This is a genomic window from Pandoraea sp. PE-S2R-1, assembly GCF_002179865.1.
Taxonomy (GTDB): Bacteria; Pseudomonadota; Gammaproteobacteria; order Burkholderiales; family Burkholderiaceae; genus Pandoraea.
The window spans coordinates 804588-820882 of the sequence record NZ_NGUR01000015.1 but is presented as its reverse complement, the minus strand read 5'-3'; the positions used below and the strand labels follow the sequence as shown (position 1 = coordinate 820882).

General features: G+C 64.0%; 15 protein-coding genes and 1 pseudogene. 2 read left to right on the top strand and 14 right to left on the bottom strand.

Going from position 1 to position 16295, the window contains the following annotated elements; translation table 11 throughout:
- Positions 1-3: 3 nt before the first annotated feature.
- The 14 genes and pseudogenes from ureC to urtA all read right to left on the bottom strand — a co-directional run.
- The gene (gene ureC / locus CDV44_RS21190; RefSeq protein ID WP_087690275.1) at positions 4-1704 is read right to left on the bottom strand and encodes an urease subunit alpha; all 1701 of its coding nucleotides are present in this window, start codon (positions 1702-1704) and stop codon (positions 4-6) included.
- Positions 1701-2006, bottom strand: coding sequence for an urease subunit beta (locus CDV44_RS21185; RefSeq protein ID WP_058376875.1), 306 nt, complete (start codon positions 2004-2006; stop codon positions 1701-1703). The genes ureC and CDV44_RS21185 overlap by 4 nt, the downstream gene beginning before the upstream one ends.
- A 31-nt stretch (positions 2007-2037) precedes the next feature.
- Entirely contained in the window at positions 2038-2673 is a 636-nt protein-coding gene (locus CDV44_RS21180; protein ID WP_087690272.1) for a HupE/UreJ family protein, read from the bottom strand.
- 51 nt (positions 2674-2724) lie between these two features.
- Positions 2725-3027: an urease subunit gamma gene (locus CDV44_RS21175; protein WP_087690270.1), complete on the bottom strand. Its 303-nt coding sequence runs from the start codon at positions 3025-3027 to the stop codon at positions 2725-2727.
- A gap of 171 nt (positions 3028-3198) precedes the next feature.
- Positions 3199-3921, bottom strand: a complete 723-nt coding sequence (locus CDV44_RS21170) for an amino acid ABC transporter ATP-binding protein (protein ID WP_087690268.1) — start codon at positions 3919-3921, stop codon at positions 3199-3201.
- Positions 3908-4558, bottom strand: coding sequence for an amino acid ABC transporter permease (locus tag CDV44_RS21165; protein WP_087690266.1), 651 nt, complete (start codon positions 4556-4558; stop codon positions 3908-3910). Before CDV44_RS21165 ends, CDV44_RS21170 begins: the two co-directional genes overlap by 14 nt.
- The gene (locus CDV44_RS21160; RefSeq protein ID WP_087690264.1) at positions 4555-5235 is read right to left on the bottom strand and encodes an amino acid ABC transporter permease; all 681 of its coding nucleotides are present in this window, start codon (positions 5233-5235) and stop codon (positions 4555-4557) included. The genes CDV44_RS21165 and CDV44_RS21160 overlap by 4 nt, the downstream gene beginning before the upstream one ends.
- A gap of 18 nt (positions 5236-5253) precedes the next feature.
- Positions 5254-6024 (bottom strand): transporter substrate-binding domain-containing protein, encoded by a 771-nt coding sequence (locus tag CDV44_RS21155; RefSeq protein ID WP_058380020.1) that lies wholly within the window; start codon positions 6022-6024, stop codon positions 5254-5256.
- A gap of 368 nt (positions 6025-6392) precedes the next feature.
- Positions 6393-7250: an urease accessory protein UreD gene (locus CDV44_RS21150; RefSeq protein ID WP_371328788.1), complete on the bottom strand. Its 858-nt coding sequence runs from the start codon at positions 7248-7250 to the stop codon at positions 6393-6395.
- Between the two features lie 104 nt (positions 7251-7354).
- Positions 7355-8056 (bottom strand): urea ABC transporter ATP-binding subunit UrtE, encoded by a 702-nt coding sequence (gene urtE, locus CDV44_RS21145; protein ID WP_087690262.1) that lies wholly within the window; start codon positions 8054-8056, stop codon positions 7355-7357.
- Positions 8057-8058: 2 nt separating this feature from the next.
- Positions 8059-8937: an urea ABC transporter ATP-binding protein UrtD gene (gene urtD / locus CDV44_RS21140; protein WP_087690260.1), complete on the bottom strand. Its 879-nt coding sequence runs from the start codon at positions 8935-8937 to the stop codon at positions 8059-8061.
- Positions 8934-10145, bottom strand: coding sequence for an urea ABC transporter permease subunit UrtC (urtC, locus tag CDV44_RS21135; RefSeq protein ID WP_087690258.1), 1212 nt, complete (start codon positions 10143-10145; stop codon positions 8934-8936). The genes urtD and urtC overlap by 4 nt, the downstream gene beginning before the upstream one ends.
- A complete protein-coding gene (urtB, locus tag CDV44_RS21130; RefSeq protein ID WP_087690256.1) occupies positions 10146-11777 on the bottom strand; it encodes an urea ABC transporter permease subunit UrtB in 1632 nt (543 codons plus the stop codon). It lies immediately after the preceding gene.
- A gap of 162 nt (positions 11778-11939) precedes the next feature.
- A pseudogene (gene urtA, locus CDV44_RS21125) lies at positions 11940-13106 on the bottom strand (urea ABC transporter substrate-binding protein); the annotation flags it as partial.
- Positions 13107-13672: 566 nt separating this feature from the next.
- Between urtA and CDV44_RS21120 the strand changes: the two are divergent.
- Both CDV44_RS21120 and CDV44_RS21115 read left to right on the top strand, forming a co-directional pair.
- The gene (locus CDV44_RS21120) at positions 13673-14962 is read left to right on the top strand and encodes an MFS transporter (RefSeq protein WP_140413278.1); all 1290 of its coding nucleotides are present in this window, start codon (positions 13673-13675) and stop codon (positions 14960-14962) included.
- A gap of 98 nt (positions 14963-15060) precedes the next feature.
- Positions 15061-16047: a GlxA family transcriptional regulator gene (locus CDV44_RS21115; RefSeq protein ID WP_087690253.1), complete on the top strand. Its 987-nt coding sequence runs from the start codon at positions 15061-15063 to the stop codon at positions 16045-16047.
- Positions 16048-16295: the final 248 nt, after the last annotated feature.

Sequence of the window (16295 nt, the reverse complement as noted above, 5' to 3'; positions counted from 1 at the left end):
GGTCTAGAAAAGGAAATAACGTTGCGCCATCGGCAGCACGGTCGCCGGCTCGCACGTCAGCAGTTGCCCGTCGGCGATGACCTGATAGGTCTCGGGGTCGACGCTGATCTGCGGCAGCCAGTCGTTGTTGATCATGTTGGCTTTGGTCACCTGCCGGATATTGCGCACCGGCACGATGCGCTTGGACAGGCCGTAACGGCCAGCCACGTCGCCATCGTACGCCGCTTGCGACACGAACGTCAGCGAGGTGCGCGCCATCGCCCCGGCACGTGCCCCGAACATCTCGCGATAGTGCACGGGCTGCGGCGTCGGAATCGATGCATTGGGGTCGCCCATCAGCGCTGACGTGATCATGCCGCCCTTGAGAATCAGCGACGGCTTCACGCCGAAAAACGCCGGTTCCCACAGCACCAGATCCGCCCACTTGCCGACTTCGATCGACCCGATTTCATGCGCCATGCCGTGCGTGATGGCCGGGTTGATCGTGTACTTCGCCACGTAACGCTTCACGCGGAAATTGTCGGCCTGTGCCGAATCCGTACCGAGCGCGCCGCGCTGCACCTTCATCTTGTGTGCCGTCTGCCACGTGCGCAGCACCACTTCACCCACCCGCCCCATGGCTTGCGAATCCGACGAGATCATCGACAGCGCGCCCAAGTCATGCAGGATGTCTTCGGCGGCAATCGTCTCGCGCCGGATGCGCGACTCGGCGAAGGCAATATCCTCGGCAATCGCGGGGTCGAGGTGATGGCACACCATCAACATGTCGAGATGCTCGTCGAGCGTGTTGATCGTGTAAGGCCGCGTCGGGTTCGTCGACGACGGCAACACATTCGGCTCGCCGCAGACCTTGAGAATGTCGGGCGCATGCCCGCCGCCCGCGCCCTCGGTGTGATACGTGTGAATCGTGCGGCCCTTGATCGCCGCGACCGTCGCTTCGACAAAACCGCCTTCGTTGAGCGTGTCGGTGTGAATGGCGACCTGCGTATCGGTCGCGTCGGCGACCGACAGACACGCATCGATGGCCGCCGGGGTCGAGCCCCAGTCCTCATGCAACTTCAACCCGATGGCACCGGCTTCGATCTGTTCGGTGAGCGGCTCGGGCTGACTCACGTTGCCCTTGCCGAGAAAACCGAGGTTGATCGGCCAGCCGTCCGCCGCCTGCAACATGCGCTCGATGTGCCACGGCCCCGGTGTGCACGTCGTGGCGTTGGTGCCCGTGGCCGGGCCGGTGCCGCCGCCCAGCAACGTCGTTACGCCCGACGACAGCGCTTCCTCGATCTGTTGCGGACAAATGAAGTGGATGTGCGAATCAATGCCGCCCGCGGTGACGATCATGCCTTCGCCCGCGATGACTTCGGTGGCGGCACCGAGGGGAATCGTCACACCCGGCTGAATGTCCGGATTGCCGGCCTTGCCGATGCCCCAGATCCGGCCGTCTTTCAACCCGATATCCGCTTTGACGATGCCCCAGTGATCGATGATCACGGCATTGGTAATGACGGTGTCCACCACGTCGGCGCGCGTGCGTTGCGACTGGCCCATGCCGTCGCGAATGACCTTGCCGCCGCCGAATTTCACCTCTTCGCCGTAGATCGTGTAATCGCGCTCGATCTCGATGATGAGTTCCGTATCGGCCAACCGCAGCCGGTCACCGGTGGTCGGGCCGAACATCTCCGCATAAGCGCGGCGTGAAATCTTCATAAGGCCCCCATAACACGCCCGGCAAAGCCGAACACGCGCCGATCGCCCGCCAGCGCAACCAACTCGACGGTGCGTTGCTGACCCGGCTCGAACCGCACGGCAGTCCCGGCGGCAATGTTCAGACGAAATCCGCGCGCAGCCTCTCGGTCGAATTGCAGCGCATCGTTGACTTCATAGAAATGGAAATGCGAGCCGATCTGAATCGGCCGGTCACCGGTGTTGGCGACCGTCACGCTGATCGTGGGGCGTCCCACGTTCAGCTCGATCTCGCCAGCAGCGGTTAGCAGCTCTCCGGGAATCATGCGTGTCTCCTCAAGGGGGCTACGTCCGCGCTCAGGCCGCAACAGCCAGCAGCGACACGCCGTACGCCAGCACGCCCGCGCCCAACAGGCGCGGCACCCACACCGTGCGCTCACGCAGCGCGACACCCGCCGCGATGCCGATGCAATGCAACATGCCCGTGGCGAGCAGGAACCCGGCCATGTAATGCATGGCGCTGGCTTCGTCCGGCAACTCGGCACCGTGCGCGAAGCCGTGGAAGATGGCGAACGCACCGACCACGGCCGCGCCGGCCCAACCGGGCAACTTCGTGCGCGTGGCGAGCATCAGCCCGAGTACCAGCAGCGAGACGGCGATCATCGGCTCGACGCCCGGCAACGCAAACCAATGCGACATGCCGAGCAAGCCACCGGCCGCAAGCATCGCGACAAACGCAATGGGCGCCAGCCAGACGCGGCGCGAGGTGAGCGCGCTCCACAGACCGACGACGATCATGGCGCACAAGTGGTCGGCGCCGGTGAGCGGATGGACGAAGCCCGCGGCAAAGCTGCTGGCGGCGTCATGCCCCGGGTGACCCGGATGCGCGAGGGCGGCGCCCGACGCGGCGAGCAGGGCGAGACCGGCAGCCGCGCGTGACCAGCGGCGTGCCGACGAAGTGGCGGATACGGTGAACGAGTGATCGCGTGACATGGTGCGTCCTTCGGGTGTTGTTATCGATGTGTACTGACGTGGATTGCCGGATTACGGAATCGGGTGATGCACGGTCACGAGTTTCGTGCCGTCGGGAAACGTGGCCTCGACCTGAATGTCGGGGATCATCTCGGGCACGCCGTCCATCACGTCATCGCGCGTGAGCAAGGTCGTGCCGAAGTGCATGAGTTCGGCGACCGTCTTGCCATCGCGCGCGCCTTCCATGAGCGCGGCGCTGATGAAGGCCACGGCCTCCGGATAGTTCAGCTTCAGTCCGCGCGCGCGCCGGCGTTCGGCGAGCAAGGCGGCGGTGAAGATGAGTAACTTGTCTTTTTCGCGAGGAGTGAGCTTCATCGTGACAGGTGAATTTCAATGCGAAGCAATTAGGGTGGACAGGCCCTGAGGCGCGCTGTAGCTGCTCATCATAAGCACGGCGATCACGCCGCGCCACTGCTCTTTGACACGATTAGAGGGCGCACCAAAATCGTGCGAATGACCGATCGGCAGCGCCGTTCCACGCAGACTTTATTGGCAGATAAAACGCTGCAATTCCGGCGTCGCCGGGCGCGTGAACAGTGCCTCGGGTTCGCCCGATTCCCAGATCTTGCCCTGATGCATGAACACCACCCGATCCGACACGTGGCGCGCGAAGCGCATTTCGTGCGTGACCAGAATCAGCGTCATGCCTTCTGCCGCCAGATCCTCCAGCACCTTCAGCACTTCGGCGACCAACTCCGGGTCGAGCGCCGACGTGATTTCATCGCACAGCAGCACCGCAGGCGACATGGCCAGCGAGCGCGCAATCGCCACTCGCTGCTGCTGACCGCCCGAGAGTTGCGACGGGTAGCTGTCGAACTTGTCGGCGAGCCCGACCTTGGCAAGCATGGCGCGCGCGACTTCACGTGCATCGCCGGACGCGGTCTTCTTCACGACCTTTTGCGCGAGCATCACGTTCTCGCCGGCCGACAGATGCGGAAACAGGTTGTACTGCTGGAACACCATGCCAACCTTCAGACGCAGAGCGCGCAGATCGGTGTCGCGGGCGCCGACGAGCACACCATCGACCGCTACGCTGCCGGCATCGAAACTCTCCAGACCGTTGAGCGTGCGCAACAGCGTGCTCTTGCCCGAGCCGCTCTTGCCGATGATCGACACGACCTGACCGCGCTCGACGCTCATGTCGATCCCCCGCAACACGGGGTTTTCGCCGAAGCGCTTTTGCATGCCCCTGACTTCAATGAGCGACATGGAGTTTCCTTTCGAGATGACGCGCCCATAGCGACAGCGGATAGCAGGCAGCGAAGTAGAACAGAGCGACCAGCCCATAGACGGTGAACGGCTGGAAGGTCGCATTAGTGAGCATGGTGCCGGTCTTGGTCAACTCATCGAAGCCGATGATCGACGCGAGCGCCGTGCTCTTGACCACCTGCACCGAGAAACCGACCGTCGGCGCGATGGCGATGCGCAGCGCCTGCGGCAGAATCACGTGCCGCAACTGCTCGCCGTAGCGCATGGCAAGGCTCGACGAGGCCTCCCACTGCCCGTGCGGAATGGCATCGACGCAACCCCGCCAGATCTCGGTGAGATAGGCGCTGGTGTAGAGCGTGAGACACACCGCCGCCGCGACCCACGGCGAGACTTCCAAGCCGAGCAACGGCAGGCCGAAGAAGACCAGAAACAACTGCATGAGCAGCGGCGTGCCCTGAAACACTTCGATATACAACGCGACCGCACGCGCGGCCCATTGCACGCGGCCCACGCGAATGACCAGCAGCACGAGTGCGACGAGCCCGCCGCAGACGAAGGCGATAGCCGAGAGCGCGAGGGTCCAGCGCCCGGCCAGCAGCAGGCCGCGCAGCATGTCCCAGAGGGTGAATTCCATCATCGCGCACCCCCTTTGACCGTGCCGCGAAACAGACGCCGTGCGCAACGCATCAGCACACGCCGCAGCGCAATGGCCAGCACGAGATACACCGCCGTGACGATCAAGTAGCTTTCGAACGCGCGGAACGTGCGCGACTGCACGAAGTTGGCCGCGTACGAGAGATCAGGCACCGAGATTTGCGATACCACTGCCGAGCCCAGCATCACGATGACGATCTGGCTGGCGAGTGCCGGGAACACTTTCGCAAACGCCTGCGGAAGAATGACGTGGCGCAGAATCTGCGCGCGCGTCATCGCCAGCGATTGCCCGGCTTCCGACAGCCCGCGTGGCACCGCGCGCATACCGGCGCGAATGATCTCGGTCGCGTAAGCACCGAGGTTCACGCTCATGGCGATGACGGCCGCCGTGGTCTCGTCGATATGAATGCCCAGACTCGGCAGCCCGAAGAAGATGAAGAAGAGCTGGACGATGAAGGGTGTGTTGCGAATCAGCTCGACGTAGAGGCCGGCGATGGCCTTGGCCCAGCGCGAGCCCTCCTCGCGAGCGACGGCGCACAGCGCGCCGATGACGACACCCACTACCGTTGACACGGCAGTGAGCGCCACCGTCAGCGCGGCGCCTTTTACGAACAGCATCAGGTATTGCCGCAGGTCGGCAAAGTCGAGAACGTAGTGCATCAGAAGGGCAGACCCGTTTTACAGGTCGGCCGGCAGCGGGGCGCCGAGCCACTTCTGCGAGATCTTGCCCAGCGAGCCGTCCTTCTTCGAGGCCGTCAGGATGTCGTTGACCTTGGCGAGCAGACGCGGCTCGTTCTTGTTCAGGCCGACAAAGCACGGCGAGTTCTTGATGAGGAACTTCGGCTCCGGCAGCTTCGGCGGGTGCTTGGCGAGAATGGCGGCGGCGACCACGTTGCCGGTGGCCACCAGTTGCACCTGACCCGACAGGAATGCCGAGATCGTGCCGTTGTTGTCTTCGAAGCGCTTGATGGTCACATCGGGCGGGGCGACCTTGGAGAGTTCGAGGTCTTCCACGGCGCCACGCGTTACGCCAATGGTCTTGCCCGAGAGATCGGCGGGCTTGGCGACAGCGATGTCTTTCGGGCCGAACACGCCGTTGTAGAACGGTGCATAGGCTTCCGAGAAGTCGATGACTTTCTCGCGGTCGGCGTTCTTGCCGAGGCTGGAAATCACCAGATCGGCTTTGTTCGTGGTGAGGTACGGCACGCGGTTAGCGCTGGTCACCGGCACGAGTTCGAGCTTCACGCCCATGCCCTTGGCGAGCAGCGCGGCGGTGTCGATGTCATAGCCGACCGGCTTCATGTCCGGGCCGATCGAGCCGAACGGCGGGAAGTCGGCGGGGACTGCCACGCGCAGCGTGCCACGCTTGGTGATGTCGTCCAAGCCGTCCGCATGGGCCGCTCGCGGCATGGCGACAGCGAGCGCGGCGATGGCGCTCATCGAGAGCATCAGTGCAGTGAAGACACGGCGGGCGCGAGCGCGTGCGCCGACGGTAGCAACGACGGCATGGTGCGGGACGGCAGTACGGGTGAACGGCAGCATAGCGGCAACCTCGGTTCGGAGTATCGGGGGCGAGTGATCCGGCGACAGGAGCGTCCCGGCGGCCGGATCATCTGGTCTGACCGGTCGATACAGTGAGGTAGCAGGAATCGTGCCTGAGGCAGAGAAAGACCGCGCGGCGGCGCTGCCGGGCAGATCGGCGCGCGCACTCCCGTGTCGGGAGCGCGCCGCGTCGGGCCATGCGCCGCCGATAACGCCCTGAATTGGTGCGTCAGCAGGGCGTGGCGACGGAGGGTGTCACCGTTTTGGTGCCGGGCTCAGGTTGCCCAGAGACGCAGCGGTTCGGCGGGCACGCCATGCACGATCGGGCGTAACGCCAGCCAGTGCCGGATCATCAACTGACGCACGGTTTCCATGTCGTGACCCAACACGCGCAATACCAGCACGTTGCCCGGCAGGCAGGTCACGCCCGCGCGCAAATCATCCTGAAACGGCAGGTCGGCGGCGAGCGTTTCGGCGAATTCACGCGTGCACGCCGGGCCAACCGCCCATAGCGTCGCGAACACCGGAAAGCCTGCAAGACCGGTCACGCCCGTGCGTTGCGCATCGTCGGCACCGAGCACGGCCTGCTCGGCCCAGAGCAAGCGGTCTTGCGCGTCGCGCAGTTCGAACGTCGCGCGCCACTGGCCTTGCGTCCATTGTTCGCCTGCTGCCTGACGTCCGAGCAGGGTGGCGTCCCAACCGATGACGGTGGCGTTCTCGCCGAGACGTACGCGGATGTTCTGCTTCGCATCGGCTTGTTCGAACACGATGTTCTCGAGCGGCAGCCAGTCGAGTTTCGCGCCCGCGCCGAGCGTGAGCGCGATGTCCTGCGTGCCGACGCGGCCTTGCGACTTGTACCACTTCGTCGCACCGGGGGTCGTCAGCACCGCGTGCGCGCGGTCGTCAAGCCGGACGTCGATGTCGAGACTGTCGCCGCCCGCAATACCCCCGGGGGGATGCACGATCACGGCGTGGCAAATACCCGGGCCTTCGGGGTGCAACGATTTCTGTACGACGAGCGGGCCCTGATGACGACGCGTCGCGAGCACGGTACGCTCGCCCGTACGTGCGAAGCCGAGCGAGAGCGCGGCATGCCAGCCGGGGATGGAAGGGTTCGGGGTGTTCATGAGCATCAGGCGATTCGGATTGCCCGAAATCTAGCACGGCGCGGCACCGTCATCGGCAGGGCCGGGCGGCGAGCGCTTGCGCAGAATGCAGTACAGCGGTATCGCGAAGATCAGACCGCCACCATATGCCGTACGCCATCGGCTTCCATGTCTTTCCCGAGACCACTGGCCACGATGGCGCCCCGGCTCATCACGCGATAGTGATCGGCGAGCGCGAGGGCGAAGTCGTAATACTGCTCGACGAGCAACACCGTCATGCCGCGCTCGTCCACCAGCCGTCTCAGCGTGGCGCCAATGTCCTTGATGATCGACGGCTGAATGCCTTCGGTCGGTTCATCGAGAATCAACAGTTGCGGGTCGCTCATGAGTGCGCGTCCGATGGCGAGTTGCTGCTGCTGACCTCCCGACAGATCGCCGCCGCGGCGCTGCTTCATGTCGCGCAGCACCGGAAACAGATCGTAGATATGGCTCGGAATGCCGCGCTTGGCTTCGCGAGCGGGCTTGCTTGCCGCACCGATCAGCAGGTTCTCTTCAACCGTCAGCCGAGGGAAAATCTCGCGGCCCTGCGGTACGTAAGCGAGCCCGTTAGCCACGCGCGCGAAAGGCGGCGCCGAGGTGAGTGTCTTGCCGCGCCACGCGATGCTGCCCGACTTCACCGGCACCACGCCCATGAGGCATTTGAGCAGCGTCGTTTTGCCCACACCGTTACGGCCCAGCAGTACGGTGAGTTGCGCGTCGGGCACGGTGAATTCCACGTTGCGCAGGATGTGGCTGCCGCTGTAGTACTGATTGAGTGCGTGAATTTCGAGCATGGTCAGCGTCCCAGATACGATTCGATCACGCGCTCGTCGCGCTGCACGACGTCGAGCGTGCCTTCCGCGAGCACACGGCCCTCAGCCATCACCGTCACGAGTCCGCTGTCACCGGAGAGTGCGGCGACGAACGCCATGTCGTGCTCGACCACCATCATCGAGCAGTGCCCGCGCAGTCGGTTGAGCAAGTCGGCGAGCTGCGCGGTCTCTTCGTCGGTCATGCCGGCGGCGGGCTCATCGAGCAGAAGCAACTGCGGCTGTTGCATGAGCAACATGCCGATTTCCAGCCGCTGCTTCTGTCCGTGCGACAACTGCCCGGCCTGCACATGGGCCTGATGTTCCAGATGGGTCAGTGCGAGCACTTCTTCGATACGACGGCGAATCGCAGGCGTGAGCGAGGCCCACAGCGCACGGAACCAGCGCTTGTCGCCTTTCTCGCCCGCATAAGCGAGTTCGAGGTTTTCCCAGACACTGTGCTGCTCGAACACCGTCGGCTTCTGAAACTTTCGTCCCACGCCAGCCTCGGCGATGGCTGGCTCGTCGAGTCGCGTGAGGTCGAGCGTCTGACCGAGAAACGCGCGACCAGCGCTGGGGCGCGTCTTGCCGGTGATGACATCCATCATCGTGGTTTTGCCGGCACCGTTCGGGCCGATGATGCAGCGCAGCTCGTCGGTGTGAATCGCCAGCGACAAGTCGTTGAGTGCGCGGAAGCCGTCGAACGATACGGAGATGTTTTCGAGATAAAGAATCAACCCGTGCGACGTGTCGATCTCGCCCGGCACCAGAAAGTGCGACATGCCCGTGGTGTCGCCACTGACCGATGTCTCTTTCTTCTCGTGCTGTGCTTCGGCGACGTGGCCGGCATCGATGGCGGGAATCATGCGCGGTCTCCGGTGACGGGGTGCGGGGCGTCGCCTTCGGCATGCGCCGGGGCGTGCTGGGCCTGCGGGCTGCGCTTGCGCGAGAGTTGTGTCACGAGCCCGATCACGCCCTGCGGCAACAGCAGCGGCACGAGCACGAACATCGCGCCGAGGAAGAACAGCCAGTACTCGGCGAAGTACGCCGTGAAGTAGCTCTTGGCGCCATTCACGAGAAACGCGCCGACGATGGCGCCGATGAGCGAACCGCGTCCGCCGATGGCGACCCAGATGGCCATTTCGATGGAGTTCACCGGGGCCATCTCGTTCGGGTTGATGATGCCGACCTGCGGCACGTACAGCGCGCCTGCGATGCCGCACAGCATGGCCGAGAGTGTCCAGACGAACAGCTTGTAGCCGAGCGGCCGATAGCCGAGAAACATCGCCCGCGACTCGCCGTCGCGAATCGCTGTCACCACGCGGCCGAACTTCGAGACGACCAGCGCACGGCACAGCAGCAAGGCACCGACCAGCACCGCGAAGGTGATGAGGAACAGCACCGTGCGCGTGTTGGCCGAGGTCACCGAGTAGCCGAGAATGCGCTTGAAGTCGGTGAAGCCGTTATTGCCGCCGAAGCCCGTTTCGTTGCGATAGAAGAGCAGCATCGCCGCGAACGTGAGGGCCTGCGTGATGATCGACAGATACACGCCTTTCACCCGCGAGCGGAACGCCAGATAACCGAAGATCCACGCGACCGCACCGGGCAGCGCCACGACGAGAAACATCGCCCAAGCGAAGTGTTCGGTGCCCGTCCAGTACCACGGCAGTTCCTTCCAGTCGAGAAACACCATGAAGTCGGGCAAGTTGCTGTGATACACGCCGTCGCGGCCGATGGAGCGCATCAGATACATGCCCATCGCATAGCCGCCGAGCGCGAAGAACAGGCCGTGACCGAGGCTCAGAATGCCGCAGTAACCCCACACGAGGTCGAGCGCCAGCGCGGCGATGGCGTAGCACATGATCTTGCCGACCAGCGTCATGGCGTACGCCGATAAATGCAGCGGATGCGCAGGTGGCAACACCAGCGCACACACCGGCACGAGAATCAGCACGGCGAGCACGAAGGCGAACAGCACTGGTGCCACATGTTTTGGTAACAGCCGTGCGCGGGACGGCACGTCGAGCGAGACCGACGGCGTAATGCCGGGCGGCAGGAAGTTGGGTGTCTGCATTCAGGCCTCCGCGCTGCGCCCTTTGAGCGCGAACATGCCCTGCGGGCGTTTCTGGATGAACAGCACGATCAGAATCAGCACGGCGATCTTCGCGAGCACGGCACCCCACATCGGTTCGAGCAACTTGTTGGCAACGCCCAGACCGAAGGCGCCGACGATCGTGCCCGCGAGTTGACCCACGCCGCCAAGCACCACCGCCATGAACGAGTCGATGATGTAGCTCTGTCCGAGGTCGGGGCCGACGTTGCCGATCTGCGAGAGGGCGCAGCCGCCCAGCCCCGCAATGCCCGCACCGAACGCAAAGGCATAGCTGTCGACGCGGCCGGTCTTCACGCCGACGCAAGCAGCCATCGACCGGTTTTGCGTCACGGCACGAATGAACAGGCCCAGACGCGTGAGATTAAGTACCGCCCACGTGAGCGCCACGACGACCAGCGCAAACACGAGAATCACGATGCGGTTGTACGGCAGGATCAGGTTCGGCAGCACGGCAATGCCGCCGCTCATCCACGTGGGGTTCACCACTTCGACGTTCTGCGCGCCGAAGAGTGTGCGCACCGCCTGAATCAGCAACAGGCTGATACCGAACGTGGTGAGCAGCGTCTCGAGCGGGCGGCCGTACAGGTGTTTGATGACCGTGCGCTCAAGCACGAAGCCGAGGGCCGCTGCCACGAAAAACGCAGCGGGCACGGCAGCCACGAGATAGAAGTCGAACGCGCCGGGCGCAAATCGATGGAAGAGCGTCTGCACGACGTACGTGGCATAGGCGCCGACCATCAGGAATTCGCCGTGCGCCATGTTGATGACGCCGATCAGGCCGTAGGTGATGGCCAGACCGAGGGCGGCGAGCAACAGCACGCTGCCCAGCGACAGTCCGGCGAAGATCGTGCCGAAGAACTCGCTGCGACGCTGTGCGGCGGCGAGCTGCGTGAGGGCGATGTCGGCGGCGCTGCGCACGTTGGCGTCGGGTTCTGCATAGCTGCCGTCGGGTTGTTTGGCCACGATGGGCAGCAGCAGGTCGCGCATCTGCGGGTCGCCTGCCGAGGCGATCAGGTCGATGGCTTCGCGGCGTTTGGCTGGTGACGCATCGTGCAGCGCCGATTGCGCCCAGAGCTGGTCGAGCCGCTTCTTCAGAACCGGATCGGATTCCTTCTGGCGCGCCTGTTCGATCAACGTCTTGAATGCGGGCGACGGGTTCTGCAACATCGTGTCGATGGCTTGTGCGCGGGCATCGTGGTCGGCCGAGAGCAGCGCACCGGCGGCCGCTGCCGTGCCGACTTTTGCGCGCAGCACATTGTTGAGCGTGAGCGATTGCGCATCGTCGGCTTTGACGGCCGCGCCCGTGATCGGGTCGACGTACTTGTCGCCAACCTGAATGGCAATGCGCGGGTTCGTGTCGCCGACGGTGACGGCCGTGTCGTCGGCCAGCGCCTTGAGCAAGGCAACGGCTTGCGGCGAGGCGTCTGCGGCGAGGTGGTCGATGGCTTGCGCCTTGGCGTCGAAGTCGTCGCCTGCGAGTGCGGCGACATCGGCATCGGTGACAGCCGCACGCGCGGCCATCGGTGTCATCAGCGCAGCACCCAGTGATAGCAGGACAAGGGTGGCAGCGGTCCAGCGTCTTATCGTTATCATCGAAACGTCTCCGTGCGCTGGCCACGGTCAATGCGGTGGCCGCCGTTGACCGCGGGTCAGCGCGAGGAAGTTGCGCCGCGTGCCTGCCGGTCAGGGCGGCACACGGCGACGGCAGAACAGCGGCGGCATCGGACCGAGGTCAGGCCGGGCTCAAACCCGGGCTCAAACCTTGTCGGGCTTGCCTTCGTTACCCGCGATGAACGGGCTCCACGGCTGGGCGCGAATCGGCGCTTTGGTCTTCCACACCACGTTGAACTGACCGTCCGGGCGGATTTCGCCGATCATCACGGGCTTGTGCAGATGGTGGTTGCCGTCCATCACCATGTCGAAGCCGTCGGGCGACTTGAAGGTCTGACCGATCATGGCCGTGCGGACCTTGTCCACGTCGACGCTGCCGGCCTTCTCGACCGCCTGCTTCCACATGTGCATGCCCACGAAGGTGGCTTCCATCGGGTCGTTGGTCACGCGCTTGTCGCCGCCCGGCAGGCCCTTCGCCTTGACGTAGGCAAACCATTCCTTCTTGAATGCGTCGTTGGTCGGGTTCTTCACCGTCATGAAGTAGTTCCATGCGGCCAGATGGCCCACGAGCGGCTTGGTATCGATGCCGCGCAGCTCTTCTTCACCCACCGAGAAGGCGACGACCGGTACGTCGGTGGCCTTCAGGCCTTGATTGCCGAGTTCCTTGTAGAACGGCACGTTCGAGTCGCCGTTGATGGTCGAGATGACCGTGGTCTTGCCGCCTTGGGCAAACTGTTTGATGTTCGCGACGATGGTCTGATAGTCGCTGTGACCGAACGGCGTGTAGACCTCTTGAATGTCCTTGTCGTCCACGCCCTTCGAGTGCAGGAAGGCGCGCAGGATCTTGTTCGTCGTGCGGGGGTAGACGTAGTCGGTGCCGAGCAGGAAGAAACGCTTGGCGCCGCCGCCTTCCTTGCTCATGACGTATTCCACGGCGGGGATGGCCTGCTGATTGGGCGCGGCACCCGTGTAGAAAACGTTCTTCGACATCTCTTCGCCTTCGTACTGCACCGGGTAGTAGAGCAACCCGTTGAGTTCTTCGAAGACCGGCAGCACCGATTTGCGCGAGACCGACGTCCAGCAGCCGAACACGGCGGAGACCTTGTCCTTCGTGAGCAACTGGCGGGCCTTCTCGGCGAAGAGCGGCCAGTTCGAGGCCGGATCGACCACTACCGCTTCGAGCGGGCGGCCCATCACGCCACCCTTGGCGTTGATGTCGGCAATGGTCATGAGCGCGACATCCTTGAGCGACGTCTCCGAGATGGCCATCGTGCCCGAGAGCGAGTGCAGGATGCCGACCTTGATGGGCTGCTTGCTCTGTGCGAACAAGTTGGGCGCCATGCCGGTGAGCGAAGCGGCGCCCGAGAGGGCCGCCATCTGGAGTAGCGTGCGTCGTTTCATGATACGTCTTCCCCTTTCCTGGTTAGACCGGTGGATCCGGTACCAGGGGACTAACGCAAGGGCCGTGCCAGCGACGCGTGTTCGTTGTGATCTCTACCATCCGCTTGCCGGATCGGACGTGCTGGCAAGCGTGCCAACCCCTGAATTCACGCCGGTATTCAAACTTGCATCCAAGTTTCGAGGCAGCGCGTCAGGGCGGGAATTATTCGTGAGGCATCCGACTTTCGGCTGATGGGTAACGTCGCGGGCGAAGCACGTTGGTGCGACCGCGCGCTGAGTTGGTGCGCACTGAATTGGCGCGGACGGGGGAGGGCGCGGGGCGATTGGTGTGGTCTGCCATGCCGTGGCACTTTTTGATGCATGATTGGCATTCGTGCCAAATCGGCCGACGGCAAGATGACGACTTCCGAAGTTCTCCGAAGTCCCCAGAAGTCTCCCGAAGTCTCCTCATCCCGCCAAGACATAGCGACACTCCCATGACCGATGCCGTTGCCGGGCGCACCGCGCCACCGTCCGACCCTGACCAGAGCAGCGAGTCCGCTGCACGCCGGGCCCGCCAACTGGGGCGTCGCTATGCCGCCGTGCTGGCGGCGTGTCAGGCGCTCTACACGGCGGCGCTGTCCGTCGATCTCACCCTCACCGGGCTGGTCGGCTACGTGCTGGCGTCCGACAAGGGCTACGCCACCCTGCCGTTCTCGCTGATTACGGTAGCCTCGGCCATTACGACGATCTTCGCGTCGATGCTGATTCAACGCATCGGGCAACGCTTCGGTTTCGCGTTGGGGGCCGCCTTCGGGACCGTGGGTGGCCTGGTGTCGGTGATGGCGATCTACCAACAGCACTTCGCCATGTTCTGCGCGGGGACCGCTTGTGTGGGTGTGTTTCAGGCGTTCGCCCGCTACTACCGGCTGGCTGCGGCTGATGTCGTGCCCGTCGAGGACAAGCCGCGCGCCATTTCGATCGTGCTGACCGGCGGCGTGATCGCTGCCGTGATCGGTCCGGCGCTCGCGGCGGGCAGCAAGGACTGGCTGGCGCCGGTGACCTTCGCGGGGTCGTATCTCGTCGTCACGTTGCTGTCGGGCATCTCGCTGTTGCTGCTATTGGGCTTTTTGCGAGACCTGCCCGTCCATGTGGCGGCGGGCACCGCGGGGGACGCCGCGGCGTTGCCCGCGCGCGGACTCGGCGAGATCATGCGCCAGCCAATCTACATGGCAGCGCTCGCCAACAACCTGATCGGCTTCATGGTGATGATGTTCGTCATGACGGCGACGCCGATTGCGGCGGTTGCTTGTGGACACAGCATCGACGATGGCGCGCACATCATCGAGTGGCATCTGGTCGGGATGTACGCACCGTCGTTCTTCTCCGGACATCTGGTCAAACGCTGGGGCGTGGTGCCGGTGCTGTTCATCGGTATCGGCATGAGCGCGCTGTGCGGCGTGCTGGCGCTGATGTCGACGAGCCTGCCGTATTTCTACGCCGCGCTGGCGTTCCTCGGTGTGGGCTGGAACTTCATGTTCGTGGGCGGCACGACGTTGCTGACGTTGTCCTACCGTCCGGCCGAACGGGCCCGTGCGCAGGCCGCCAATGAATTCATTACATTTGCCGGCACGGCGCTCGCGAGTCTGTTTGCCGGGCAACTGCTGGCGCGTTTCGGGTGGGCCACGATCAATCAGGCGACGTTTCCGTTGCTCGCTATCGCAGCGCTCGCGACGCTCTGGTACGCCGTCGATGCGCGACGTCGGACCGTGGCGGTGGCCGCTTGATGTTTCAGTTCGCGTGGCTTGCCTCGTTGAATGAACACGGAACCCGTTGCCAGTCTCGAACTGTGATTTGTGATTCGCTATTTGTTATCCGCTAACTCATGACCGAACCTCGCCTCGTCGCCTTCCTCATCGTGCCGCCGTTCGTGCTGCTGGATCTTGCCGGTCCGCTCGATGCGTTTCACGCGGTGATCCGTAACGTGACGGAGCTCGGACAAACGGCACCGTATCGCACGGTGGTGGTGTCGGCACACGGCGGGCCGGTGGAGACGGGTTCGGGTATCACGTTGCACACCGAGCCGATGCACTCGCTGGCTGCAATGGATGTGGACACATTGATCGCAGTGGGCGGTGCAGTGATGCACCGGCCAGCAGTGCCGGATGTGGTGGGCGACTGGCTGCGTGATTACGCACCGCGCGTACGTCGTGTGTGTTCCGTCTGCGTAGGGGCGTTCATTCTTGGCGCCGCCGGGTTGCTCGACGGACGCCGTGCCACGACCCACTGGCTCGACACGGCCATGTTGCAGACGTGCTATCCCAAAGCGCGCGTCGAATCGGACCCGATCTACGTGCGCGAAGACCCCGTATGGACATCGGCAGGCATTACGGCCGGCATCGATCTGGGATTGGCACTGGTGGAAGATGACCTCGGCGCGGATATCGCCTTGCAGGCGGCGCGACGTCTCGTGGTGTTTCTCAAGCGGGCCGGCGGCCAGTCGCAGTTCAGCCCGCCGTTGCAGGAGCAGCTCACGGCGGGGGCACCGTTCGGTGAATTGCACGGCTGGATGGCTGATCGGCTGGACGGTGACTTATCGGTGATGCGTCTTGCCGAGCAGGCCAACATGAGTCCGCGCACGTTCGCGCGAAGCTATCTCGCCAAGACCGGCACCACCCCGGCGAAAGCCGTGGAGCGCATGCGTCTCGAAGCGGCGCGATTTGCGCTGCTCGACTCCGAGGCCCCGCTCAAGCGTATTGCGTCGCGCGTGGGCTTCGGCGACGAGCAAAACCTGCGACGCGCGTTCGTACGTCAGTACGGGGTTACGCCCGCTGCGTACCGTGAGCGGTTTGGCGTCGAAACCTCGCTCTGAGCGCGACGCCGCGCACTTTCTGCACTCTCCATCCCCTCTCGAACTGACGCGTCACGTACCGTGTTACCTGACGCGCGTCATCGCACAACAACTTTCGGAATTCTCCGATATCAAGTGCTGCGTCATCCAGTCAACATGTCTGCCTGACTGACGTCCCCCTGCTGTCTCTCCAGTCTCCCTCGCATGACGTCTCGTTGGCGGCCCGCAGCCAACGGGACGATTTTTCTCGCGGGCTATCAGGAGAAGTC